Source organism: Tunturiibacter empetritectus (genome assembly GCF_014201375.1).
In the GTDB taxonomy this organism is placed as follows: Bacteria; Acidobacteriota; Terriglobia; order Terriglobales; family Acidobacteriaceae; genus Edaphobacter; species Edaphobacter lichenicola_D.
The window spans coordinates 159764-182658 of the sequence record NZ_JACHDZ010000001.1 but is presented as its reverse complement, the minus strand read 5'-3'; the positions used below and the strand labels follow the sequence as shown (position 1 = coordinate 182658).

The window sequence follows — 22895 nt, the reverse complement described above, 5'->3', positions numbered from 1 at the left end:
CCGCAGAAGACGATCCGCTAGAGGCCGCGGGTGCGCTGGATGCGGTCTTTGTTTTCGCGAACCAGGTGGAGGAAGTTCTGCTGGATGGGGTCTTCGTTCTGCGGGTTCCAGGCGACGGAGAGCCCCATGTGGAGATTTTGCGGCACAAGCGGGGAGATGACGACTCCGGAAGGGCGGAGGTAACGGACTCCTGAGGGAACGAGGGCGACGCCTTCGCCGGATTCAACCAGGGTGAGGACGCTGGACCAGGTGGCAGCAGTGTTGACGATGTTTGGCGAGAAGCCTGCGGCGGAACAGAGAGCGACGATGCCGTCGAAGAGCGCGGGAGTCATCTGTCGGTCGCAGAGGACGAAGCGTTCGGAGGCGAGAGATTGAATGGAGATGGGTTTGCCCGCGAGAGGATGGTCGCGGGGAAGGACGACGACGACGGGGTCGCGATAGAGGAGTTCGGCGCGGAGGGTTTGGTCGAAGGGCGGCTCGAGGGGGCGGGCGAAGGCGATGTCGATCTTTCCGGTGAGGAGGGCATCCATCTGCTCGGGCGTGCGCATCTCGTAGAGCGAGAGCTTGATGTCGGGGTGGAGCTTGCGGTAGTCGCGGATGATGCGGGCGAAGAAGCCGCCGGCTCCCCAGAGGAAGAAGCCGATGTTGAGAGAGCCGACCTGGCCTATGAGGGATCTCTGCGTGATCTCGATGGCGCGGTCGGCGGCGGCGAGGGTTTTACGGGCTTCGGCGAGGAAGAGCTGACCCTGGGGCGTGAGGCGAGTTCGGCCTGAGTTGCGATTGAGAAGCGGGCCGCCGACTTCACGCTCGAGATCGGCGATCTGCTCGCTGATGGCGGACTGGGAGACGTGGAGGCGGCGGCCGGCTTCGCTGAAGGTGCCGTGGTCGGCGACGGCACAGAGGTAGCGCAGATGTCTCAGTTCCATGCAGGTAGATCCCCTGGTTTGAGGATATCGGTTTTTCCGATGGCAGCTCTCGGAAATAACTGTTGAGACCTTCACGCGGGTAAGAATGTCTTACTCTATAGAAAGATTTAGCCGAAGCGGAAGAGGGTTCGTCGCATGTGGATTGTCAAAGTAGCTCTGAGTCGACCGTATACCTTCATCGTGCTGGCGATCCTGATTCTGATCGCTGCGCCTGTGGTCATCTCGAGTACTCCGACCGACATCTTTCCGAACATTAATATTCCGGTGGTATCGGTTGCGTGGCAGTACACGGGATTGAATCCTGAGGAGCTTGAAGGTCGGCTGACGACACCGTATGAGAAGGCTCTGACGGTGCTGGTGGACAACATTCAGCATATCGAGTCGACCACGTTTGCGGGGCAGGTGATTGTGAAGATCTACCTGCAGCCGGGTGCGAGCCTGGACACGGCGAACGCGCAGGTGTCGGCGGCTTCGGAGTACCAGTTGAGGAGCCTGCCACCGGGGATTCTGCCGCCACAGATTATCAACTTCAGCGCATCGAGCGTGCCGATCGTACAGCTGGGGCTGTCGGGCGCGGGGCTGAGCGAGCAGCAGCTCAACGACCTGGGAGCGAATTTTGTTCGGCCACAGCTGATTTCGGTGCCGGGCGTTGTGATCCCGAATATCTATGGAGGCAAGCAGCGGTCGATTATGTTGAACATCGATCCGAAGCTGCTGCAGGCCAAGGGGCTGTCACCTGTTGATGTATTGAGCGCCGTAGGACAACAGAACGTGGTGCAGCCGGGCGGAACGGCGAAGATTGGCCAGGACGAGTATGACATTCACATCAACTCGTCGCCGGTAACTCTGGAAGGGATCAGTAACCTGCCGATCAAGCAGGTGAATGGCACGACGATCTATCTGCATGACGTGGCGTCTGTGGCGGACGGGAGTATACCGCAGACGAATATTGTGCGGCAGGACGGACGCCGCGGGGCGCTGATGGTGATTCTGAAGTCGGGAACCGCATCGACGCTGACTGTGGTGAGCGGCGTGCGAAATCTGATTCCAAGGGTGAAGCTGACGGTGCCGCCGGAGTTGAAGATTACGCCGATCGGGGATCAGTCTGTGTTTGTCCGGGGATCGGTGCAGGGGGTTATCCGCGAAGCTGTGATTGCTGCGGTGCTGACGGGGCTGATGATTCTTCTGTTCCTGGGGAGCTGGCGCAGCACGATTATTATCGCGATCTCGATTCCGTTGTCGATCCTGACCTCGATCATCGTGCTGGGGCTTCTGGGAGAGACTATCAACATCATGACGCTGGGCGGACTGGCGCTGGCGGTCGGCATCCTGGTGGACGATGCCACGGTGACGATTGAAAATATCGAACGCTACCTGGAGGAAGGCAGAGAGCTGCATGACGCCATCCTCGAAGGTGCGGCGCAGATCTCGGTGCCGGCGCTGGTATCGACGCTGTGTATCTGCATTGTGTTTCTGCCGATGTTCTTTTTGAGCGGGGTTGCGCGTTACCTCTTTGTGCCGCTGGCCGAGGCAGTGGTCTTCGCCATGCTGGCTTCGTATGTCCTCTCTCGAACGCTGGTTCCGACGCTGGCGATGTATCTGCTGAAGGCGCATGATCACCATGCCGTACCTTCGAATAACATCCTTGCGCGGTTCCAGAGGGGATTTGAGCGCGTCTTTGAGAAGCTACGCACGAGCTATCAGGATCTGCTTGGCCGGCTGGTAGCGGCGCGAGTCTTCTTCGTTCCCATCTTTTTGCTTCTTTGCCTGTGTGCCTTCGCACTGCTGCCGTTTCTTGGACAGAACTTCTTTCCGAGCACAGACAATGGATCATTCATTCTCCATGTTCGGGGCAAGAGCGGAATCCGTATTGAGGAGACTGCGAAGCTGTGCGATCTGATCGAACAAGACATTCGGAAGACCGTTCCAGCAGGCGAGATGGACAACATCCTCGACAACATAGGCCTGCCGTACAGCACACTGAACACTCAGCATGCAACTTCGGGGCTAATCGGTGCGGGAGATGCGGATATTCTGGTCTCGCTGAAGGAAGACCACCATCCGACTGCTAAGTATGTCGAGGCACTGCGCAGGGATCTCCCACGTGCCTTCCCCGGAGTTACGTTCTACTTTCTACCGTCGGATATCGTTACGCAGATTCTGAACTTCGGCCTGCCTGCGCCGATCGACATTCAGTTTGAGGGATCGGATATCGCGGCTAACCGAAAGGTTGCGAACCAGGTTTTGAGCGAACTGCGCCAGGTCCCAGGCCTTGTCGATCTCCGCATTCAGCAGCCCGATGACTACCCTGTGTTGAACGTCGATGTAGATCGCACGAAAGCGGCACAGGGCGGCTACTCGGAACGCGATGTGGGCAGCAGTTTGTTGAACATACTCGGTGGCAGCACCCAGCTGAACCCTATGTTTTATCTGAACTGGAACAATGGCAATACCTACAACATCGTGGAGCAGACACCGCAGTACCAGATCAGCTCTTTGAGCTCGCTTGAAAATATTCCGATCTCGTCTCCGACGGCAAAGCAGCCGGAGATTCTGACCGATGTCGCGACCATTAAGCGCAGCAGCGAGATGGAGGTGGTGACGCACTACAACGTGCGCCGCACGCTGGATATCTATGGAAACGTTCAAGAGCGCGATCTTGGTTCGGTGGGACGAGACATCAACAAGATTGTGGCAAGGAATGAGAAGTCCCTGGTACGCGGCAGCTTTGTGAGGGTGCGCGGACAGATTGAAACGATGAATAGCTCTTACATTGGACTGCTCGCCGGACTGGCGTTTGCGATTGTGCTGGTCTACCTGTTGATCGTTGTGAACTTCCAGTCCTGGCTCGATCCGTTCATCATCATTACGGCTCTGCCGGCAGCGCTGGCGGGTATTGTGCTCTTTCTGTTTACGACGAGGACGACGTTGAGCGTTCCGGCGTTGATGGGCGCGATTATGTGCATGGGCGTTGCAACGGCGAACAGTATTCTGGTGGTATCGTTTGCGAAAGAACGCCTGTTGCATCATGGGGATGCGATCGAGGCTGCGATTGAAGCGGGAGCTACCCGGTTCCGGCCTGTGATGATGACGGCTCTGGCGATGATCATCGGCATGATTCCGATGGCGCTGGGTGCGGGGGAAGGCGGCGAACAGAATGCGCCGTTAGGTAGAGCGGTGATCGGCGGACTCTGCTGCGCGACGGTTGCGACCCTTATCTTCGTTCCCGCGGTCTTTGCTTTGCTGCATAGCTCAGATAAGAAAAATACTGTTAGCAACAAAAGCCGCGAGCACCAGTTGACTGCGGGCGATTGAAAGAACTTGAGAGCCATGAAGGAGAACGCATGACGAGCGGAACAAAGGTGGAGACCAGGATGAATGAGGATGAGACCACACTCTCCGGCGAGCGCCCAACAGAGGTAACGGACGCTCCGGAGCCCGGCCTGACAAGAGGCACGTGGATTGGAGTGGCGGTCATCGCGGTGATCGTGGCCCTGGTTGTCATCTTCGGTATCGCCGCACGTCGCCGGACGGAGAGTACGCTCGACACGGACACAAAAGCTGCCTCGATTCCATCTGTCAAAGTGATTCATCCTGCGAGTTCGATACTGTCTTCGGGGCTGGCGCTGCCGGGAAACACGCAGGCGTATGTGGACACGCCGATCTATGCCCGAACGAGCGGGTATCTGAAGAAATGGTACTTCGATATTGGCGCGCATGTTCGCAAAGGACAGTTGATGGCGGTCATCGAGACGCCTGAGTTGGATGAGCAGCTTCAGGTGGCGCAGGCTGATCTGAAGAGCGCAGAGGCGAATCTGAACCTGGCGAATACGACCTCAGCGCGCTATCAGAATCTTCTGACTACCAACTCGGTATCGAAGCAGGAGACCGATGTTGCGGTGAGTGATGCAGCGGCGAAGAAAGCGGCGGTGGATGCCTCGACGGCGGCGGTGCGCAGACTGCAGCAGTTGCAATCGTTCGAGAAGATCTACGCACCCTTCGATGGAATCGTGACAGCGCGCAATATCGATATCGGCGGATTGATTCAGGCTGGTGAGAACACGACTCCCAAGGAGCTGTTCCATCTTGCTGCTATTCAAAAGATCCGCGTGTTCGTGTCGGTTCCCGAGGCTTACTCAACCTCAATCAAGGCCGGTGGTAAGGCAGCTTTGACTTTGGATGAATATCCGGGCCGTGAATTCGAGGGTACCGTTGCGCGTAATTCGAATGCGATCGATTCAGCGACTCGCACGCTGAACGTCGAAGTCGATGTCGACAACCCCAAGGGCGAACTACTGCCGGGGGCCTATGTCTTTGTTCACTTCAAGGTGCCGCAGCGTGCTTCGAACTTGATGATTCCGTCGAACACGCTGCTGTTCCGGGCGCAGGGCCTTCAGGTGGGAGTCGTTCGCGATGGACGAGTGCAACTGGTGCCGGTGACGATCAGTAAAGACATGGGCGCGAACGTTGAGATTGCCTCGGGGTTGACACCGAACGATGCCGTGATTCTTGATCCTTCCGACTCACTGGCGAGCGGCCAGGAGGTGCAGGTGAAGAGCCAGATGAACGAAAGTGCAACGCAGATGGAGAAGAAAGAGGGGGCGCAGTGACGCTACGACCCGGTGCTCTGGCCAGTGCCGCTGTGTTCCTGCTTAGCGGATGCATGGTGGGGCCGAAGTATGTGAAACCGTCGGTTCCAATGGCGCCTGACTATAAGGAAGCAGGCCCGGACGCCTACAAGGAGAACTCGAACTGGCAGATGGCGCAGCCGGCCGATGCGGCGCAACGTGGAGAATGGTGGACGATCTTCGGCGATGCGGAGCTAAATGTTCTTGAGCCGCAGGTGGCGGAGAATAACCAGAGTCTCAAGGCTGCGGATGCTCGCTTTCGCGAGGCTCGAGCCCTGATTCGCTTCAATCATGCGTCGCTGTATCCGACCATTGGCGTGGCGCCGTCAGGTGGCGGCGAACGGCTATCGTCCAACCAGCCCTACTTCAATGTGAACAACGCCCAGGGAAATGGGGTTGGCGTAGTTCAACTTCCTGTGGATTTGAACTACGAGATTGATGTCTGGGGACGTGTTCGGCGCACCGTCAGCGCTGCACGCGAGGAGGCGCAGGCGAGCGCGGGAGATAGACAGACGGTGATGCTGAGCCTTCAAGCTGAGCTTGCGGTCGATTACTTTGAGGCCCGCAGCGCCGATGCCCAGGAGAAGCTGCTGAACGATACCGTTAAGGACTTCGAAGAGGCCTACCGGATCACGAAGAATCGTTTTGAGGGAGGCGTCTCTCCGAAGTCGGACGTCGACCAGGCGCAGACACAGCTTGAGGCGGCAAGGGTGCTGGCGCGTGATATTACGTTGCAGCGAGCGCAGTTCGAGCATGCTATCGCGATTCTGCTTGGCAAGCCGCCTGCGTCGTTTGCATTGTCGAACGCTCCTCTCAATGCGCGACCGCCGGCGATTCCGCCGGGGCTGCCTTCGGAGCTGCTCGAACGGCGCCCGGATATTGCTGCGGCAGAACGCCGCGTTGCCGAAGCGAACGACCGCATCGGCATTGCGCGAGCTGCGTTTTATCCTACGATTTCGTTGAGCGGCTCGGTCGGGGTGGAGGGAACTTCGTTTGCGAACCTGTTCGATCCGGCAAGCCTGCTTTGGTCGCTTGGGCCTACGCTGTCGCAGACGGTTTTCGACGCGGGACGACGCGCCTCGGTCTCTGAACAGGCCAATGCCAGCTACGACGAGACGGTTGCGAACTATCGGCAGACGACTTTGACGGCGTTTCAGCAGGTCGAAGATAATCTAGTCGCGCTGCGCGTTCTGAACCAGGAGGCGGGGCATCAACACCAGGCCACGATGGCGGCTCAGTCTGCTGCGCAGATATTCAACAATAGATACGTTGGCGGGCTCGACACTTATCTGCAGGTAGTGACGGCTCAGACTACTGAGCTGAATAATGAGCGCAACGACATCGACATTATGCGCCGACAGATGGATGCGAGCGTGCTTCTGATCAAAGCGCTGGGTGGCGGCTGGAATGTGACCCAACTGCCGAAGCTTTAGACTTAGCGGCCAGAGAGATTCAGAGGCAGGTAGAAGGAGAAGACTGAGCCTTGCGTGGGCTGGCTGGTTACCTCAATGGAGCCGCCGTGGGCTTCGACGATCGCCTTCGCGATGGCTAGCCCCATGCCTGTTCCCTGCACGCGATATCGTTGCCCCTGGCCACGGTAGAACTTGTCGAAGATCATCATCTTTTCCAGGTCGTCGACCCCAGCACCACGGTCGGCAATGCTGGTGACAAGCTGGCCTTGGGAGATCTCGGCGCTGACGAAGATTGGACTTCCGTCGGCGGAGTATTTTGCGGCGTTCTCCAACAGGTGCTGCAGCACTTTGGCGATGCGCTCGAGGTCCATCTGAACGGGAGGAAGGGTGTCTGGGAGGCGGAGTTCGAGGGGATGATTTTTGAGCGGCCCTTGAACAGCCTCGAGCGCAAGATCGACCGCCTCTCGCATGGAATGCATGCGCAGATCGAGCTTGATGTCGTTGGCATCCAGCTCCGCCATCTCCATCGCCTGACCCACGAGCCGGTCCAGCCGCGCGGCCTCCTCTTCGATCACTTGGAGCATCTCTCCGCTTTGCTCAGCATCGAGAAAAGACTCGCTGCGCAAGGTCGTGACGGCGGCGGTGATGGAGGTGAGAGGCGTTCGGAGCTCGTGCGCCACAGAGTCCAACAACGCGTTGCGCAGTCGCTCGCTTTCGCGTGAGGCCTGGACCCGCGTCAGGGTTTCGACGGCTCCGGCACGTTCGATCGCGATAGCCGCCAAGCCACAGACAGCGTCGAGCGCCTCGGGAGAGGTCCTGTTGCCCGTGATTCCGACCGCGCCGATGGGGCGCGTTCCGAGCAGGATGGGGACGAGTGTGACGGCGCGTTCTTCGTCATAACGATGATCGCGGGTGAAGGCTGCATCCCGCAGTTCGGACGCGGTTACGTCCATGTAGTCTGGGCTGGAGCGGTAGATGCGATCTTTTTCACGAAGATAGATCGCGGCTCCGGCGAGGTTGAAGGTTACGGCGATCATCTGCGGCAGGACGTTGAGGAGATCGATCACATTGCCGGTGACCAGCATCTGCTGGCTGAACTCGTACAGACGCTCTGCTTCGCGCTGGCGACGGCGCGAGATCTTTGCTTCGCGGCGTGCGCGCTCGGCGAGCTGGCTGGCGACGATACCGGTCACGAGAAAGGCGAAGAGGGCGACCCAGTTGCGGCCGTCGCCGACGGTAAAGGTGAGAACAGGCGGAAGGAAGAAGAAGTTGAAGGCTGCGGCCGAGAGGATAGACAGGTAGATTGAATGCCGGAGGCCCCAGTTTGCGGCTACGAGAAGTATGCCAATCAGGAATGTCAGGGCTACCGTAGTCTCGTTGACATGCAGCCGAAGAAAGTAGACGGCTACAATGACAGCTGCGCTCGCTGTGGAGATACTGTACCGGACGATACTGCGTATAAGCTTTCCCTGCACTACTTTATCTTATCCTTATGGGCACTCGCGACAACTCGAATCCGGCGCTGAAGAGTCCGGAAGAATGGCTGGAGAAGGTCGCACCGGAGAAGATGCGGGGGACCTTCAAACTCTTCCTCGGCTATGCACCGGGCGTCGGCAAGACCTACAGCATGCTGAGCGAGGCGATCCGGCGGCACCAGCGGGGTGAGGATATTGTCATCGGGGTGGTCGAGACGCATGGCAGACCACGTACGGCGGAACTGGCTGAGCAACTGGAGCAGATTCCGCGTAGAAGGATCGAGTACAAGGGCGTGGTCTTTGAAGAGATGGACCTCGACGGAATCCTCACTCGGCGACCGCAGATCGTTCTGATCGACGAGTTGGCGCATACCAATATTGAAGGCAGCAGACATCGCAAACGTTATGAGGATGTGCTGGACGTCCTGGCTGCGAATATCGACGTGCTGGCCACGATGAACGTGCAGCACATCGAGAGCGTCGCTCCTACTGTGCAGAGCGTTACTGGTGTGATGATCCGCGAAACCGTCCCTGACTGGCTGGTGCAGCGCGCGGACGAGATCGTCATGGCCGATCTAACGCCTGAGGCTCTTCAGACAAGGATGCGGCGTGGAGATATCTATGGGACGGCTCGCGCGGAGAAGGCCCTGGCAAACTTCTTCCGCCGCGGCAACCTGATCGCGCTCCGCGAACTCGCGCTGCAGCATGTGACCAAGGCGGTTGATCGTACGTTGACCGCGTATATGGACGCGAAACGTATCGAGGCTCATTGGGCTGTACGCGAGCGCGTTGCTGTGTGCATCAGCTCCAACAGCTCGTCGCAGATGCTGATCGCGCGAGGGGCGCGTGTAGCGGAAGGTGTCGGCGGCGAGCTGTTCGTTCTGCATGTTGACGCCGATGAAGATCTGTCTGAAGACGAGAAGGCAACGCTTGCAGCCAATATTCAGTTCGCACGCAATCTCGATGCGCAGGTTTTCACCGTCAAGGGAAAAAGCATCGCGCACGCTGCTGCCAGCTTCGTCCGCGAGAAGCGCATCACTCATATTGTCTTTGGCCGCACCGCCGTCCACGGCTTTCGCAAATACCTCTACTACTGGGCGATTCAACATTTTCTGAAAGAGTCGCCGAATGTGGATGTTCACATCGTGACGCAACATCCGGAGCGCGAATGAAACAGAACCTGCAGGACCAGCAACATGCAAAGATCCTCATCGTGGACGACGAAGCTCAGATCACTCGTGTCCTTCGCACCGCGCTTTCGACGCAAGGCTATTCGTTGCGCATCGCCGCGAATGGCGTTGAAGGAATGGAGGCTGTGCATGCATGGAAGCCAGACCTGGTCGTCACGGATGTCTCGATGCCAGAGATGAATGGGATTGAGCTTTGTCGTGAGATTCGCGCCGTATCCACGGTTCCGATCATTGTTCTTTCGGTCCGCAATCAAGAGGCTATGAAGATTGAAGCGCTGGACGCAGGTGCGGACGACTATGTGACGAAACCATTCAGCATTCAGGAGCTGCAGGCTCGCGTCCGCGCGCAACTCCGCCGTGGTTCGGCCGCCGAGTCCGAGGCTCCGCAGATTATCTCGGCAGGTGATTTTTATATCGATATTCCGCAGCATCGCGTGGTGGTTCGCGGGCAAGATACGCATCTGACGCCGAAGCAGTTCGATCTTCTCGTATTCCTGGCGCAGCATCCTGGACAGGTCCTTACCCATCGGGCGCTGCTCCACGCGGTGTGGGGAACGAACGCCGACCAGCCCGAGTATCTGCGCGTCAACATTGGTCAATTGCGGAAGAAGATAGAACTAACGGAAGAGCCTGCGTACATTATCACGGAGCCGTGGATCGGCTACCGTTTTCGTCCCACCGGTAACGACGAGTTCTAACTGAGTGCGCGAAGCAACACTGTTCGGGCTTATTCTTCAGGACTTATTGCTTCCCTTCTGCTTTGTGATCTTTCGGCATCAACAGCGAAACCGCCAGCGGCAGAAGACTTACTGACATTGGCAGATATCCGATCCACTCGCCGTCGAGTTCGGCGTGAATGCGATGATTCTGCTCAAGCGGTGTGCAGCGGAACTCCGAGACTCGAACCTGTTCCAGCCAGGGATTTCTTGCATTAAGTGCAAGGTGACTGAAGGCGAACCATGCCGGTAAGCCGATTTTGGCCGGCGGCTTCGCAATAGAGAGAAGAAGTTTGTTATCGGCTGCGAACGTTTCCGTTGCGAGACGCCTGAAGATGCCTCCGAGATTCGGGACGCGGGAGCACATCACGCTGACTCCGCGCTGTTCCACCCACTCGGAAGACTCGCTGCTTCGATACTCAACACGAAACGCTGGAAAGCTCTGCGTCAGGAAGAGCCGTAGTGAGTGGGCATAGTAGGCGCTCCTTCCCAGCCTCGATCGTTTTCCTGCGAGCAGGCGATAGACGAGCGCACCGTCGGGACCGGCTCCCGCCATGACGATGAAGTATCTCTTACGTTCGGACCCGCTGGCGGTGTAGCGTACCTCGCCGACCGAGATCGTGCGAGGCTCAACGCTCAGTTGCTGTTGCAGGGCTCTTACGGGATCGAAGGCCAGCCCCAGATTTCGCGCAAAGACGTTTGCCGTGCCGAGAGGTACGACTCCAAGTGCGGCTTTTGTGCCCACGAGACCCTGTAGAACCTCGTGCACCGTGCCGTCGCCACCACAGGCGAAGACTGCATCGCATCCGCTGGCCGCAGCGTCAGCCGCGATGGACTGTGCCTCCCCGGCGGCCGCAGTCAAAGCTGCATTTGCCTGCACACCGGCCCGTTGAAGCGCCTGCGTCAGGGCAGGGACCAGCGTTTGCAGATCCTTTCTTCTGCCCGCCGACGCGTTGACGATCAGAGTCGCTCGATCCACACTGCAAGACTCTCATATCTGCCTTCTCAGGGAACAGAATTGGCGTCATCGAGGCAGGTCTCCGAAAGTGATTGTGCGGAAGTGCCTCTCCGTGATTTCATCGAGGCTGCAGCTACGTTGCAGTCCCCGACACTCAGGAGCTTTGCATGACCTACCAGGTTTCACGCAATGGGCAGATGTATGGACCGTATACCCTCGAAGATCTTCAGCGCTACGTGGCTTCGGGAAACGTTCTGCCGACGGACATGGCCAAGAGCGATACGATGCCGGATTGGGTTCCGGTTGCGCAGATCCTCGGCTCGGCTGGAGTGCCGGCGACGGCCTCCTACGCTGCACCTGTCGCGTATTCGCAGCCAACCAACGCATATCCAGACCCACCTAATTTGAACTGGGTGCTCGAGCTGTTGCTGGGCTTTCTAACTTGCACGCTCTTTGTGGTGGTGTGGAACCTGGTGATCGCCGCATGGGCAAACAAGGTGCAGCCGGCGAGCAAAGCCCTGATGTTTTACATCATCGCCACGGTGCTGGTCGTGCTCAACTTTGGCGGATCGTGGGGGGTTGTTATCTCGATGAGCCACCATCAGCAGCCGCACCAGAACTTTGTGGGGGGCTTCATCGGGATTGCCTCCTGGGTCGCCCGTCTCGTCGCTCGCTTTACGCTGCGGGATACGCTGGAACAGCACTTCAACAGTGCGGAGCCGCTTGGGCTGCGATTGAACCCTGTCATGACCTTCTTCTTTGGCGGCATCTACTTTCAGTACAAACTCAACGAGATCAACCAGCTAAAACAAACGCTTCGATATCACAACCTGCCGCGATGATCTGGTTGATTCGTGGCGGCCGTGTCGCAGCAATTGTGCGCACCGCTGCGCCGCTGGCGATCGTCGGGACGGTCTTCGGGGTGGTGAGCCGGGTTCTGCGTCGCTTTCCCCCTACACAGAACAGCTTCTATCCACGATGTCCTATCTATGAGGCTCTTCACCTGAAGTGTCCAGGGTGTGGAGCTACACGTGCTCTTGCCGCGCTGCTTCAAGGTCGCTTCGACGAGGCGATGCACCTGAACGCCTTCGCGATGCTCCTGCTTTCTGTCGCCGCAGCTTATGGTCTTTATTGGTATTGGCGCTTTGTGCGGCGTGGAATCTACCGCGGGCCGAATGTTTCGCAGGAAGCTCTGTATGTCGCGCTTGCTGCGGCTTCGGTATTTACAGTACTTCGCAATCTTCCGCTTCGGCTGCTCCAATAAAAAGCGAAACGATCCCTGGGATTAGCAGGGACCGCTCGACTCGATAAGGAACGATGTCAACGAAGCGTTACGCCTCGACAGCGACAGGCTCGGTGGAAGCTGGGGTAGCGCTTCCACCCTTCAGGTCGGTTCCGCCGGGCTTGCGAATGTCGATGCCGCCCTTGAAGAAGGCGCCATCTTCAATCGAGATACGCGCTGCGATGACGTCGCCGGTGAGCGAGCCTTCGCTGCGGATATCAACGCGGTCGCTGGCCTGGCAGTTGCCGCGAACTTTACCCAGCACAACGATCTCGCGCGCCACGATGTTCGCCGCGACCTGGCCGTTGCGGCCGACGGTGACGCGGTTGCCGGGGAGGTTGATTGCGCCTTCGACTTTGCCGTCGATGTAAAGAGACTCAGATCCTGTCAGCTCTCCCTTGACGATGAGAGACTTGCCGATGGTGGCTTGTTCGCCGGTTGGTACAGCGGCTGCCGCATTGCCAGCGCCGACGGTCGCGGGACGGGTTGGGCTCGCCTCGAAGTTCGTCGCTGGAGTCGACGGACGCACCGGTTCAGGAGTCGAGGGAGTGTTGCTTCCAGTCTGATTCGGTTTCCACATGTTCGTTTGTATCCTTTCGTACTGCTTCAAATGATCCGCCGCGGTCTGTCGCACGCGCTACCACGACGGCAGCACGCATACTTTCCACGATACTACTCCGCAAAGGCCCGTGGATTGCCCTGTATTCACAATCTATTCCACAACGTTTGTACCTTTTCCGTTACCTATGGAGTTCTTTTCGGCTCCCCCGAAGTTTCTTCTCACTTTTCTCACTTTTCTTCCACCTCAAAAGTGGTATGTGGCTTAGAGCCTCTACCGCATAGAAAAGACTGTGTGTCAGGTAGGATGGCAACAACTGAAAATCCCTCTGTGAGAGCCCTATCCCTTGAGTTCGACTCCCCGCACGACCCGCGTCAGGCTGCAGTTTTCTCATCTTCTGGCGGCAGTATTTTTTTTGGCTTTGTCGTCGATTTATTCGGGACATTCGCTGCTGGCGGCCGGTCCTAAAATTCATACGGTCACGCTGGGGGCGTACCGCAAGGTTCCCTACACCCAGCCGGACGCCACTCCCGACACCAAAGTGGACGAGACCAGCAGCCTGAGGGTGCGCCCGCTCTTCGTAGATGACCGCCAGAAGGAGTGGACGACTGGCGAGATCCACGATGTGACCGACCGCACCTTTACTGTCCGTCGCGCACTTCGACTCAACGACGCGCTGCCGAATGATGCTGCACCGCATTGGATCTGGCAGCCTGGACCGTGGCTTTCGGTTGATCGCGTCACTGGTCACATCACGGTGCTCCATCTGCCCGACTTCGACTTCGCTGTCTCCGATGTGGTTTGGTTCCGCGACTATGCTGCGTACTGCGGCATCGCCACGACGGCCAAGGGAGGCCTCTACGCTATTGTGGCCGAACTCGGAGCGCGTCGCCCTGTGGTTCAGAAGCAGATCGGAAAGTGGCCCGAGGCTGATCACTTTATCCCAGTCTGCCAGCCTGCTCGGTGGCAGCGGCTGCCTATGCGGGTGACACTGAAGCCGACTGGCGGCGAGGCAACCACTTACGACGTGGTCGGCACCGTTTCTCTGCTGGAAGAGGGCGACAACTCAGACGAATAGCAGAGCGTCGGCTGGTCGCCAGGGTTGAGGATTCGCGACACGACCTGCATCAAAACCAGCGGTATTTGGTTTAGGATCAACGTCTAGTTACAAGACAACCGCGGCGAAGGCTGAGAATTTTGCGCTGTCTCCCAGGCAGGAGTTTCGAATTTGTTGAATCTGTTCCAAGGCATCAGACCGTTGAAACGAATCGGCGTTGTACGAGACGCTGTCGCCGGGGTTGCGTTTGCCGCGATGAACATTCCTCAGGCACTCGGGTATACCCGGATCGCAGGAATGCCTGTCGTAACCGGCCTCTATTCCCTTCTGTTACCGCTGTTTGCCTTTGCGACCTTCGGTTCGTCGCGGTTTCTAGTCGTCGCCGCCGACTCGGCCACCGCAGCCATCCTTCACAGCGGACTGGCCGGCATGGCTCCCACTGCGAGCACCCGGTATGTCGCACTAGCGAGCCTGGTAGCGCTGCTCACCGCCGTCTTCCTGCTGTTGGGACGGGTGTGCGGGTTGGGATTCGTCGCCGACTTCCTCTCGCAGACGGTGCTCGTCGGCTTCCTGACGGGCATAGGACTTCAGGTCGGCATCGCGGTTCTGGGACAGATGCTTGGCATTCAGGTCACCTCGCGCAGATCGATTCTCCAGTTCGTCGAGATCAGCCGCAACCTCCCGAAGGTGCATCTGCACACGCTGGCGGTGACCCTTGCTGTGCTTGCGTTCGTCTTTGCTCTGCGCTGGTCTGCCCCGAAGGCACCGGGGCCAATGCTGGCCGTCATTCTGGCCACAGCAGCCAGCGCGTTATGGAACTTTGCGGGGCATGGCATCGCCATCATTGGCGCGGTAGCGGGCGGCCTGCCTCACCTTGCGATGCCGGACGTCCGCTGGGGCGACATCCGACCGCTGCTCCCGGTCGCCGGCTCATGCGCCATCATGATCCTTACCCAGAGCGCTGCCACCTCGCGCATCTATGCAGCGCGTCATCATCAACGGCTGGACGAGAATCAGGACCTGATCGGCCTGTCCGCGGCCAACGCAGCCGCTGCGTTCAGTGGGACGTTTGTCGTCAACGGCAGCCCCACGCAGACCGCCATGGTGGAGAGCGTTGGCAGTCGGAGCCAGATCGCGCAGGTCACCACGGCGATAGTCGTCGCGCTGGTCCTGCTGTTTCTAACCAAGCCGCTTCAATACCTGCCCCAGTGCGTACTCGGCACACTGGTCTTCCTGGTCGCGATTCGGCTGATCAAGCTGCGCAGCCTGAAGGATATTCTCCGCGAAAGCCCTGCCGAATTCGCGCTTGCTGTGACAACTACGCTCGTAGTGATTACTGCGGGCGTCGAGGTCGGTATCGTTCTGGCGATGGTCCTGTCGCTGCTGCGCATCGTGCATCACAGCTATCATCCCCGCACCGGCGTCATGATTCCGGACGAGGCCAATGTGTGGAAGCTGATTCCTCCGACTCCGGGCGCAGTGACCGAACCTGGACTGGTGATGTACCGCTTCGGCGCAGCACTGTTCTACGCCAACGCGAGCCGGTTCTCCGACGAGGTTCTCGGCCTGGTAGGCCCCTCGCCGACCACCGTGCGCTGGTTCATCGTTGATGCCGAGGCGATTACCAACCTGGACTACAGCGCTGCGCGAGTGGTTGAGGAGTTGAAGAAAAATCTGACAGATGCAGGCGTCCAGCTGGGATTCGCTCGAGTGCCATGGAACACGAGGGCAGACTTCGACCGCCATCACCTGACCGAGGCCATCGGCAGCGCATGGATCTTCAATCGGCTGCACGACGCGCTCGATGCCTTCGAGGCATTCGCGGCGAAGAACCCGGTGTTATCCATCGCTGCTGCGCAACCATCCGCTACGTCGTAGCCGCACCCGAGATATAGGCTTCGAGATGCCGGATCGTCATCTCCTGCTCGCTAATTACCGTGTTCACGAGGTCGCCGATCGAGACGACGCCGACGACTGCGCCGCCCTCGACCACCGGCAGGTGACGGATGCGATTTTTGGTGATGATGCGCATGCACTCGCCCACCGTGTGTTTTGGCGAGACTGAGATCACAGGGCTGCTCATGATCTCTGCGACCGGGGTGTCCTTCGAAGAGCGGCCCTGCAGGATAACTTTACGCGCGTAGTCCCGTTCGGAGATGATGCCGAGAAGCGATTGCTGGGTCATCACCAGCAGCGCGCCGACCTGCCGCTCTGCCATCATCTCGATGGCCTGATAGACGGAGGCATCGGGCGCGATCGTCGCAACTGGCCCGGACTTCTGCTTCAACACCATACCGATCGTCGTTCCAAACTCACTCATGGGTCACCTCGGGCCTCGAATAGTACCCCCCCTGAGCAACCTCGCGCAAACACTTAAAAACGCGCTCCCTCGTCCGGCAGTATCATCAGTCTATGCAGTCTTTTGACGCACTTCTCCGCGAAGCCGAGATCGCCCACGGCCACCTTTGCGCCGGCCAGATTCTCGGCGTCCGCATGGCCATGCTGGGCTGCGAACGGCTTGGCGTCGAAAATCCCAAGGGTGCCGACCGCAAGCGCCTGGTCACCTTCATCGAGATCGACCGCTGCGCCACCGACGCGATTGCCGTCGTCACTGGCTGCCGCCTGGGCAAGCGCGCCATCAAGTTTCGCGACTGGGGCAAGATGGCGGCTACCTTCGTCGACCTGACCTCGCCCCTGCCATCGCAGGGCGATACACCTGTTTTCAAAGCTCTGCGGATTGCCGCGCTCGAATCTTCCAAGCAACGCGCCCGCGAACTTTTTCCGCAGATTGAAAACAAGAACGAGCAGCAGATGCTTGCGTATCGTGAGTTGCCTAACGAAGACCTCTTCCACACAGAGTGGGTTGCAGTACCGATCCATCCGCGTGAGATGCCTGGCTACAAGTCGGCGCGTATCACCTGCGCGCAGTGCGGCGAGGGCATCAACTACGATCGCGAGCACCTGCGCGACGGACGAACACTTTGCCAGGGATGCGCCTTCCCCGAGGCTCGCTACTATCGACCGCTTTCGGAATCAGAGCTCTCCAACAACAGCAAGGCCGGCGCGGAAACCTCTCCGCAACCGGCCTGCGAACATTGTTAGGCGCTGCAAGATTGCAGCCTTACGCGTAGGCTACCAGCGTCCGCGATGATCGTGGTGGTAGCGCTCATACTCATGCGCTCGCACCCACTCGTCATGCCGACGCTCCTGTTCAAAGCGCCGACGAGCATAGTAGTCGGGCCCATAGTAGCGGTAAGCGGGGTAGCCATAGTAAGCCGGATAGCCGGCCCGAACCCCCACTGCGAACTGCTGTGCGTCAGCCTTTGCCGGTGCCGCCAACACAAACGCACCTGCCAGTAAGCCAACCGTTACACCCTTTGCAACCATCGCTTTTACGTTTGTGATCTTCATAACAACCTCCTGCCTACACCCAATGAAACCCGCCTTACTCGCACCGGTTGCGCGCAACTATCGCGGCAATCCGGTGTCCTGAAGCCCTAATCCGTATAAGCTGCATCTGTAACAAAAGCAGGTGTTCTATGCCGCAGCCGGTCATCACCTTTCTTCGCTATTCCCTGATCCTGAAGGCTGCGATGGCCGATTGCCTCGACAATCCCAAGCCGGAAGCCGTCCATAGACTTCGCTCCAGTAATCGCCGCCTGGAAGCTGTGCTCGAACTACTGACTCCGGCGGCCGACCTGCCCGCTCTGCCGAAGAGATCCAGCGCCTTCAGACGTTCCGTCCGTAAAATCCGACGCATCGCCGGCGACGTCCGCGATCTGGATGTTCACCGTGAACTTCTTCGCGCCTATCAAACGACGAGTGGCGCGACTGAGTTGGAGACGCAGCTGGAGGCATCGAGAAAAAAGAAGGTGAAAAGAATGCGTCGGCAGATCAGCGCGGACGAAGATGAGATCCGCCACGCGCTCGACAGACTCGAAATGATCTTTGGGGGAATCGCCGATTTAAGCCTCAGCGGAGGAAGGCTGATCTATGTCGCGCGAAGCTGGCTGGCGCCGGCGGTTCGCGGGCTCGATCCTCACGAAGATGATGACCTTCATTCGATCCGGAAGGCCTGCAAGACCGCACGGTACATCGCAGAGATCGGCAGCGGGGAGTCCAGGACCGCGGCCAAATTTGCAAAACGCATGGAGGACGTCCAGCAGACAACCGGCGCATGGCACGACTATCTCCTTCTGCTGGATCGAGCTCAGAGCCGTCTGCCGAGTGGAAGTCCCGTCATCAAAAAGCTTTACGCGAAGGCCGGAGTGCTGCGGCGCCAGGCGGAGTCGAAGGCAGCGCATCTTTTGAAAGCCTGAGCAACCAACCCCCTACCCCCGTGGTGTACACTGGACTCTGACATGACGGTCTTCCGCCAACCCGCGCCGCTGCACCTCATGCCGACTCGTTGTTGTTGTAGCTAGTCCTTCCTTCGCTGTACCCCCTTTTTCTACAAGTTCAGTGTTGTAGCCCACACGTCGTTTCGTGTGCACCACTCTTTCTCCAAGGAGACTTCTCCATGTCCATCCCTCGTACCCGTCTCTCTTTTTCTACCGACACCTGGGCAATTGTGTTGTCCCTTGCTCTGGCCGTCCTCGTCCGCGTCGGGCTGCTCAAATCCGTCGTCTGGTAAGCGTCGAAGTCCACACCTCAACAAATGTGCACGAAGGAGAGTCTATGGCCGCCTCAATCGATCTACCCGATCTTCGTAGGGAGTATCCCCCACACGCCCCCGGCCGCGTCCCAGCCGAGCGCTCCTCTCTCCTCGGCCTGCTTCCGGGCATTGCGCTTCTGGCCGTCGTCGGCTACGCCGGCAAGTTCGTAGAGCACTTCATCAACGCCTACGGCAAGGCTCACCACTACGTCCTCCCCAACATCGAATATGTGCTCTGGGCCATACTCTTTGGGATCCTCATCGCCAACACTGTCGGCCTGCCCCGGATCTTTCGCGCGGGCGTGGCAACCTACGAGTTCTGGCTGAAGGCAGGCATCATCCTGCTCGGCGCACGCTTTATTCTCGGCGATATCCTCAAACTCGGCGGCATCTCGCTGGCCCTGGTCTTCGTCGCCTTCGCGTTCTCGCTGACCTTCATGACGTGGCTGGGCCGCACCTTCAAACTAGGTCCCCAACTCACTACGCTGCTGGCCGTTGGGTCCAGTGTCTGCGGCGTCTCTGCCATCATTGCCACCCAGGGCGCGATTGACGCCGACGAAGAGGACTCCTCGACTGCTATCGCTGCCATTCTCGCTCTCGGGGCAATCTCACTGTTCACCTTTCCGCTCATCGGCCACGCGCTGCACATGAGCGATCGTGCCTACGGTCTCTGGGCCGGTCTCGCGGTCGACAATACCGCCGAAGCCACCGCCGCCGGAGCCCTCTACTCCGACGCCGCCGGCAAGTTCGCCGTCCTCGCCAAGACCTGCCGCAACGCCCTCATCGGCTTCGTTGTGCTGGCCTACGCGATCCAGTGGGCGCGGAAGGGCCTCGCCAGCCGTGCCGCCACGGCACAGCTCGAGAACAAAGCCGCATTCCTCTGGAAGAAGTTTCCCAAGTTCGTCCTCGGCTTCCTCCTTATCTCCTTGCTGGCCACCCTGGGCTCTTCGACCAACCCCAATGTAGCCGCGCTGGGCTTCTCGAAACCTCAGCTCGCAGCATTAGGGAACCTGAGCCGCTGGGCCTTCCTGCTCACCTTTGCCGGCGTAGGTCTACGGACAAATCTGAAGGATCTCTTCAAACAAGGGGCACGGCCGTTCCTCGTGGGAGCTGTCGGCGAGGTCGCTATCGCCGCCATTACCCTGCTGCTCGTCCTGGGTGCAAACCGCTTCTTCCATCTCTAAAATCAGCACGATGTGGATGCTCCCGCTTCGCAGATTGTCGTCGAGCGAAGCGGGAGTCTCGGGTGGGAAAGTTGTCACGCTTTCGTCACGGTGTCATCAGGGGGTGCCCGGCTATGGTAGCCTCCTGCAAGGGGTTGCATTATCCGAGTACGCCCACCCCGAACCGTTGCCGATGCTTGTAGCTCACCTAAAACCTGATCGATACTTCCGCCTCACAGCATTCCTTTTGCTTTCGATTGGGCGACTGTGCTTCGCTCAAAACGCAGCTTTACAGCCAGCGTCGACGAATGTTGCAGCGGAGGCGTCAAGCTCTCTGCCAGATGCGCCTGAGCCGCAAGTCGCGACCGACTCGGCCCCCAAAACGGCGGAGGATAAGGCGGAGAGCATCACCTTCGCTGGCACCCCGCGGCGTCTCCTGGCCGATCAGAAGGCCATCTGGACCAGCCCTCTGCATCTACGGCCCAGTGACGCAATCTGGTTGGCACCTCTTGGCGCAGCGACAGGCGTGTTGATCGGCAGCGACCATCACACCATGACATCGTTGATCCAAATCAACGCGAACGATCGCAGCAAGTTCAACACCTTTTCTAACGCGGGCGTGGTGGCGCTTGGGGCGGCGCCGGCAGTCATGTACCTCTGGAGCCTCTTCAACGACGCGCCCCAGGCCCACGAGACTGGCCTGCTGACAGCAGAAGCGCTGGCGGACAGCCTCGCGGTAAGCGAAGTCGGCAAATTCATCTCCCTGCGCGACCGTCCCCTTGTAAACAATGCCAAGGGTGACTTCTTCAACTCCAGCCCGTCTACGTCAGGCTTCCCCTCAAATCACGCGACTGCGGCATGGGCCATGGCTTCAGTAATTGGAGATGAATATCCGGGATGGATTACCCGCACTGCGGTCTACGGACTTGCCACCGGAGTGAGCGTCAGCCGCGTGCTGGCGGAACAGCACTTCCCCTCGGACGTTCTGATTGGAAGCGCGACCGGATGGCTGATCGGTCATTATGTCTATCGCGCGCATCACAACTTCAGCCTGAACCCATTCGACTCCAAGGCGATGCCGGATGACTTCGGGGTGCCCCGGGCCCACAAGACGCCACAAGCGCAGGGAGCTTCTCAGCCAGCGCCTGTTGCTCATCATCCGCCGCGGCTCTTCACCGAAGATGACGATCCAGATTCGATCGGATCGACCAACGTCCCCATGGACAGTTGGGTCTATCCGGCGCTGGAACGACTCGCCGCGATGGGATTCATCCCTGGTCAGAGTGTCTCGATCCGCCCGTGGACCCGGCAGGAGTGCCTTCGTCAGCTTAGAGTGGCCGAGGATCAGATTGATATGGAGCAATACAACAGCCCCAGGCTGATCTCTGAGGCCCGTCGCCTCATGGCCGATCTCCAACATGAATTCGAGACCGAACCTAACTACTACGAATCGCTGAGTCTCGAATCAGTCTACGCACGGTACGGCACGATTGCAGGCCCCGCGCTGACTGACAGCTTCCACTTTGGCCAGACCTGGTGGAACGACTTCGGCCGTCCGCTTGGCCGAGGCGGCAGCGCAATCGCGGGTTATTCCGTGCGCGCCAACTACGGAAGGCTCTTCTTTTACGACCGCCAGGAGCTGCAGCGAAGTCCTGGGAATCCTGCTGAATCGCCGGCGATCAATCAGCTGATCAACGTGTTGGATCGATTGCCGAACTTCGGCGACCCAACCATACAGCCAATCCCTGAAAGATCCGCCTACACTCGTCAACGACCGATCGAGCTATACGCAGGCGTTGCCTTCGAGGGCAATGCGCTTTCTTTCGGCAAACAGGAGCTCTATTGGGGGCCGACTACGACGGGTCCGCTCGCCTTCTCCAGTAACGCAGAACCGACGTACAACCTGCGCCTCGTATCCACGCGCCCTCACCCGATACCGCTCGTACCATCGCTGGGCACGTATCGCTTCGATATCGTGCTCGGAAAGCTATCCGGACACAGCTATCCCGCACGTCCGTGGTTCAATGGGCAAAAGCTTGACATTAATTTCGGCGATAACCTCGAGATGAGCTTTACACGCTGGTCCATCTTTTGGGGTGTCGGGCACCCCATCACACTCCACACCTTCAAGAACAATGTATTCAGCTTCAACTCAACCGGTGACATCACCAATGGAAACGGAGGGAGCGGCGGCTACGGAGATCGAGCGGATCCTGGCGATCGCAAGAGCAACTTCGACTTCAGCTATCGTCTGCCATTTTTGCGCCGGGCCGTCACCCTCTACGCGGATGCATACTCCGACGATGACCCCAGTCCAATCGATGCACCGCGCAGGGCTGCCTGGAGCCCCGGTATTTACTTTGCGCGATTGCCCCTTCTGCCTCACATGGATTTACGCGTCGAGGCCGTCAGTTCGCAGGGGCTTGTGAATGACTTCGGCGGCCAGCACTTCTTCATCAATAACCAATACCTGGACGGAAATACCAACAAAGGATTTCTGCTGGGCAACGCTGTTGGCCGCGATGGCCGCGCTATCGAAGCCCGTTCAAGTTATTGGTTCTCCGCCCGCACTCGAGTCGAGGCCGGCTACCGCCAGAATAAAGGGGGAATTCAATTCCTTCCCGGCGGCAGTACAATCACCGATGGATTCCTCAACAGCTCCTATGCCTTCAACCATCACTGGCAGGCGCAGCTCTTCACGCAGTACGAGCGGTTCTTAATCCCCTCCTACATGAGCGGCTCACAACACAACGTGAGTGGATGGCTTCAGGTTACATGGACGCCGGAGTTGCATCTGCATCGCTAGCTGCGGCTTGCGGCTTCCTGTGCACGCAGGAATCTCCGAACAGCAACTATGGCAGAAGAGGCGTTAGTC

At 58.8% G+C, this 22895-nt stretch carries 19 protein-coding genes; 13 read left to right on the top strand and 6 right to left on the bottom strand.

The window, feature by feature from the left end:
• Positions 1 to 17: 17 nt before the first annotated feature.
• Positions 18 to 926 carry a LysR family transcriptional regulator gene (locus tag HDF10_RS00905; protein ID WP_183809582.1) on the bottom strand — a complete coding sequence of 303 codons (909 nt, stop codon included), beginning with the start codon at positions 924 to 926 and terminating at the stop codon, positions 18 to 20.
• Positions 927 to 1061: 135 nt separating this feature from the next.
• Between HDF10_RS00905 and HDF10_RS00900 the strand changes: the two genes are divergently transcribed.
• Genes HDF10_RS00900 through HDF10_RS00890 form a run of 3 tightly spaced genes read left to right on the top strand, consistent with a single transcriptional unit; the run spans position 1062 to position 6987 of the window.
• Positions 1062 to 4241 carry an efflux RND transporter permease subunit gene (locus HDF10_RS00900; RefSeq protein ID WP_183809580.1) on the top strand — a complete coding sequence of 1060 codons (3180 nt, stop codon included), beginning with the start codon at positions 1062 to 1064 and terminating at the stop codon, positions 4239 to 4241.
• Between the two features lie 29 nt (positions 4242 to 4270).
• Positions 4271 to 5536, top strand: coding sequence for an efflux RND transporter periplasmic adaptor subunit (locus HDF10_RS00895; RefSeq protein ID WP_183809578.1), 1266 nt, complete (start codon positions 4271 to 4273; stop codon positions 5534 to 5536).
• Positions 5533 to 6987: an efflux transporter outer membrane subunit gene (locus tag HDF10_RS00890; RefSeq protein WP_183809576.1), complete on the top strand. Its 1455-nt coding sequence runs from the start codon at positions 5533 to 5535 to the stop codon at positions 6985 to 6987. Before HDF10_RS00895 ends, HDF10_RS00890 begins: the two co-directional genes overlap by 4 nt.
• Before the next feature lie 2 nt (positions 6988 to 6989).
• Here HDF10_RS00890 and HDF10_RS21135 read toward each other — a convergent pair whose 3' ends face one another.
• Positions 6990 to 8441 (bottom strand): DUF4118 domain-containing protein, encoded by a 1452-nt coding sequence (locus HDF10_RS21135; protein WP_183809574.1) that lies wholly within the window; start codon positions 8439 to 8441, stop codon positions 6990 to 6992.
• Between the two features lie 17 nt (positions 8442 to 8458).
• Here HDF10_RS21135 and HDF10_RS00880 point away from each other — a divergent pair, with 17 nt between their 5' ends.
• Positions 8459 to 9613 carry a histidine kinase gene (locus tag HDF10_RS00880; protein ID WP_183809572.1) on the top strand — a complete coding sequence of 385 codons (1155 nt, stop codon included), beginning with the start codon at positions 8459 to 8461 and terminating at the stop codon, positions 9611 to 9613.
• On the top strand, positions 9610 to 10329 hold the full coding sequence (locus tag HDF10_RS00875; RefSeq protein ID WP_183809570.1) for a response regulator transcription factor: 720 nt from the start codon (positions 9610 to 9612) through the stop codon (positions 10327 to 10329). The genes HDF10_RS00880 and HDF10_RS00875 overlap by 4 nt, the downstream gene beginning before the upstream one ends.
• A 43-nt stretch (positions 10330 to 10372) precedes the next feature.
• Here HDF10_RS00875 and HDF10_RS00870 read toward each other — a convergent pair whose 3' ends face one another.
• On the bottom strand, positions 10373 to 11326 hold the full coding sequence (locus tag HDF10_RS00870) for a diacylglycerol/lipid kinase family protein (protein ID WP_183809568.1): 954 nt from the start codon (positions 11324 to 11326) through the stop codon (positions 10373 to 10375).
• A gap of 146 nt (positions 11327 to 11472) precedes the next feature.
• On the opposite strand from HDF10_RS00870, the gene HDF10_RS00865 reads away from it, so the two are divergent.
• Both HDF10_RS00865 and HDF10_RS00860 read left to right on the top strand, forming a co-directional pair.
• Complete coding sequence (locus tag HDF10_RS00865) at positions 11473 to 12147, top strand: DUF4339 domain-containing protein (protein ID WP_183809566.1); 675 nt, start codon at positions 11473 to 11475, stop codon at positions 12145 to 12147.
• Complete coding sequence (locus HDF10_RS00860) at positions 12144 to 12569, top strand: DUF2752 domain-containing protein (protein WP_183809564.1); 426 nt, start codon at positions 12144 to 12146, stop codon at positions 12567 to 12569. Before HDF10_RS00865 ends, HDF10_RS00860 begins: the two co-directional genes overlap by 4 nt.
• Before the next feature lie 67 nt (positions 12570 to 12636).
• On the opposite strand, the gene HDF10_RS00855 is transcribed toward HDF10_RS00860, so the two are convergent.
• Positions 12637 to 13167 carry a bactofilin family protein gene (locus HDF10_RS00855; RefSeq protein ID WP_183764945.1) on the bottom strand — a complete coding sequence of 177 codons (531 nt, stop codon included), beginning with the start codon at positions 13165 to 13167 and terminating at the stop codon, positions 12637 to 12639.
• Between the two features lie 325 nt (positions 13168 to 13492).
• Here HDF10_RS00855 and HDF10_RS00850 point away from each other — a divergent pair, with 325 nt between their 5' ends.
• Both HDF10_RS00850 and HDF10_RS00845 read left to right on the top strand, forming a co-directional pair.
• On the top strand, positions 13493 to 14224 hold the full coding sequence (locus HDF10_RS00850) for a hypothetical protein (RefSeq protein ID WP_260177526.1): 732 nt from the start codon (positions 13493 to 13495) through the stop codon (positions 14222 to 14224).
• A gap of 153 nt (positions 14225 to 14377) precedes the next feature.
• Positions 14378 to 16081, top strand: coding sequence for a SulP family inorganic anion transporter (locus HDF10_RS00845; protein WP_260177525.1), 1704 nt, complete (start codon positions 14378 to 14380; stop codon positions 16079 to 16081).
• Here HDF10_RS00845 and HDF10_RS00840 read toward each other — a convergent pair.
• A complete protein-coding gene (locus HDF10_RS00840; protein WP_183764953.1) occupies positions 16071 to 16523 on the bottom strand; it encodes a CBS domain-containing protein in 453 nt (150 codons plus the stop codon). The genes HDF10_RS00845 and HDF10_RS00840 overlap by 11 nt on opposite strands.
• A 92-nt stretch (positions 16524 to 16615) precedes the next feature.
• Between HDF10_RS00840 and HDF10_RS00835 the strand changes: the two genes are divergently transcribed.
• Entirely contained in the window at positions 16616 to 17305 is a 690-nt protein-coding gene (locus HDF10_RS00835; RefSeq protein ID WP_183809560.1) for an FmdE family protein, read from the top strand.
• A gap of 30 nt (positions 17306 to 17335) precedes the next feature.
• On the opposite strand, the gene HDF10_RS00830 is transcribed toward HDF10_RS00835, so the two are convergent.
• Positions 17336 to 17614, bottom strand: coding sequence for a hypothetical protein (locus HDF10_RS00830; protein ID WP_183809558.1), 279 nt, complete (start codon positions 17612 to 17614; stop codon positions 17336 to 17338).
• A 128-nt stretch (positions 17615 to 17742) separates the two neighbouring features.
• Here HDF10_RS00830 and HDF10_RS00825 point away from each other — a divergent pair, with 128 nt between their 5' ends.
• From HDF10_RS00825 to HDF10_RS00815, 3 genes are all read left to right on the top strand, one after another.
• Positions 17743 to 18522: a CHAD domain-containing protein gene (locus HDF10_RS00825; RefSeq protein ID WP_183809556.1), complete on the top strand. Its 780-nt coding sequence runs from the start codon at positions 17743 to 17745 to the stop codon at positions 18520 to 18522.
• Positions 18523 to 18880: 358 nt separating this feature from the next.
• Positions 18881 to 20041 (top strand): YeiH family protein, encoded by a 1161-nt coding sequence (locus tag HDF10_RS00820; protein ID WP_183809554.1) that lies wholly within the window; start codon positions 18881 to 18883, stop codon positions 20039 to 20041.
• A gap of 172 nt (positions 20042 to 20213) precedes the next feature.
• On the top strand, positions 20214 to 22826 hold the full coding sequence (locus HDF10_RS00815; protein ID WP_183809552.1) for a capsule assembly Wzi family protein: 2613 nt from the start codon (positions 20214 to 20216) through the stop codon (positions 22824 to 22826).
• Positions 22827 to 22895: the final 69 nt, after the last annotated feature.

Excerpts from the sequence above, each read along its gene's own strand:
- HDF10_RS00815 (WP_183809552.1), top strand. The coding sequence starts at position 20,214 with ATGCTTGTAGCTCACCTAAAACCTGATCGATACTTCCGCCTCACAGCA.
- HDF10_RS00835 (WP_183809560.1), top strand. The coding sequence starts at position 16,616 with ATGCAGTCTTTTGACGCACTTCTCCGCGAAGCCGAGATCGCCCACGGC.
- HDF10_RS00820 (WP_183809554.1), top strand. The coding sequence starts at position 18,881 with ATGGCCGCCTCAATCGATCTACCCGATCTTCGTAGGGAGTATCCCCCA.
- HDF10_RS00895 (WP_183809578.1), top strand. The coding sequence starts at position 4,271 with ATGACGAGCGGAACAAAGGTGGAGACCAGGATGAATGAGGATGAGACC.
- HDF10_RS00840 (WP_183764953.1), bottom strand. The coding sequence starts at position 16,523 with ATGAGTGAGTTTGGAACGACGATCGGTATGGTGTTGAAGCAGAAGTCC.
- HDF10_RS00880 (WP_183809572.1), top strand. The coding sequence starts at position 8,459 with ATGGGCACTCGCGACAACTCGAATCCGGCGCTGAAGAGTCCGGAAGAA.
- HDF10_RS00905 (WP_183809582.1), bottom strand. The coding sequence starts at position 926 with ATGGAACTGAGACATCTGCGCTACCTCTGTGCCGTCGCCGACCACGGC.
- HDF10_RS00865 (WP_183809566.1), top strand. The coding sequence starts at position 11,473 with ATGACCTACCAGGTTTCACGCAATGGGCAGATGTATGGACCGTATACC.
- HDF10_RS00860 (WP_183809564.1), top strand. The coding sequence starts at position 12,144 with ATGATCTGGTTGATTCGTGGCGGCCGTGTCGCAGCAATTGTGCGCACC.
- HDF10_RS00900 (WP_183809580.1), top strand. The coding sequence starts at position 1,062 with ATGTGGATTGTCAAAGTAGCTCTGAGTCGACCGTATACCTTCATCGTG.
- HDF10_RS00875 (WP_183809570.1), top strand. The coding sequence starts at position 9,610 with ATGAAACAGAACCTGCAGGACCAGCAACATGCAAAGATCCTCATCGTG.
- HDF10_RS00855 (WP_183764945.1), bottom strand. The coding sequence starts at position 13,167 with ATGTGGAAACCGAATCAGACTGGAAGCAACACTCCCTCGACTCCTGAA.
- HDF10_RS00825 (WP_183809556.1), top strand. The coding sequence starts at position 17,743 with ATGCCGCAGCCGGTCATCACCTTTCTTCGCTATTCCCTGATCCTGAAG.
- HDF10_RS00830 (WP_183809558.1), bottom strand. The coding sequence starts at position 17,614 with ATGAAGATCACAAACGTAAAAGCGATGGTTGCAAAGGGTGTAACGGTT.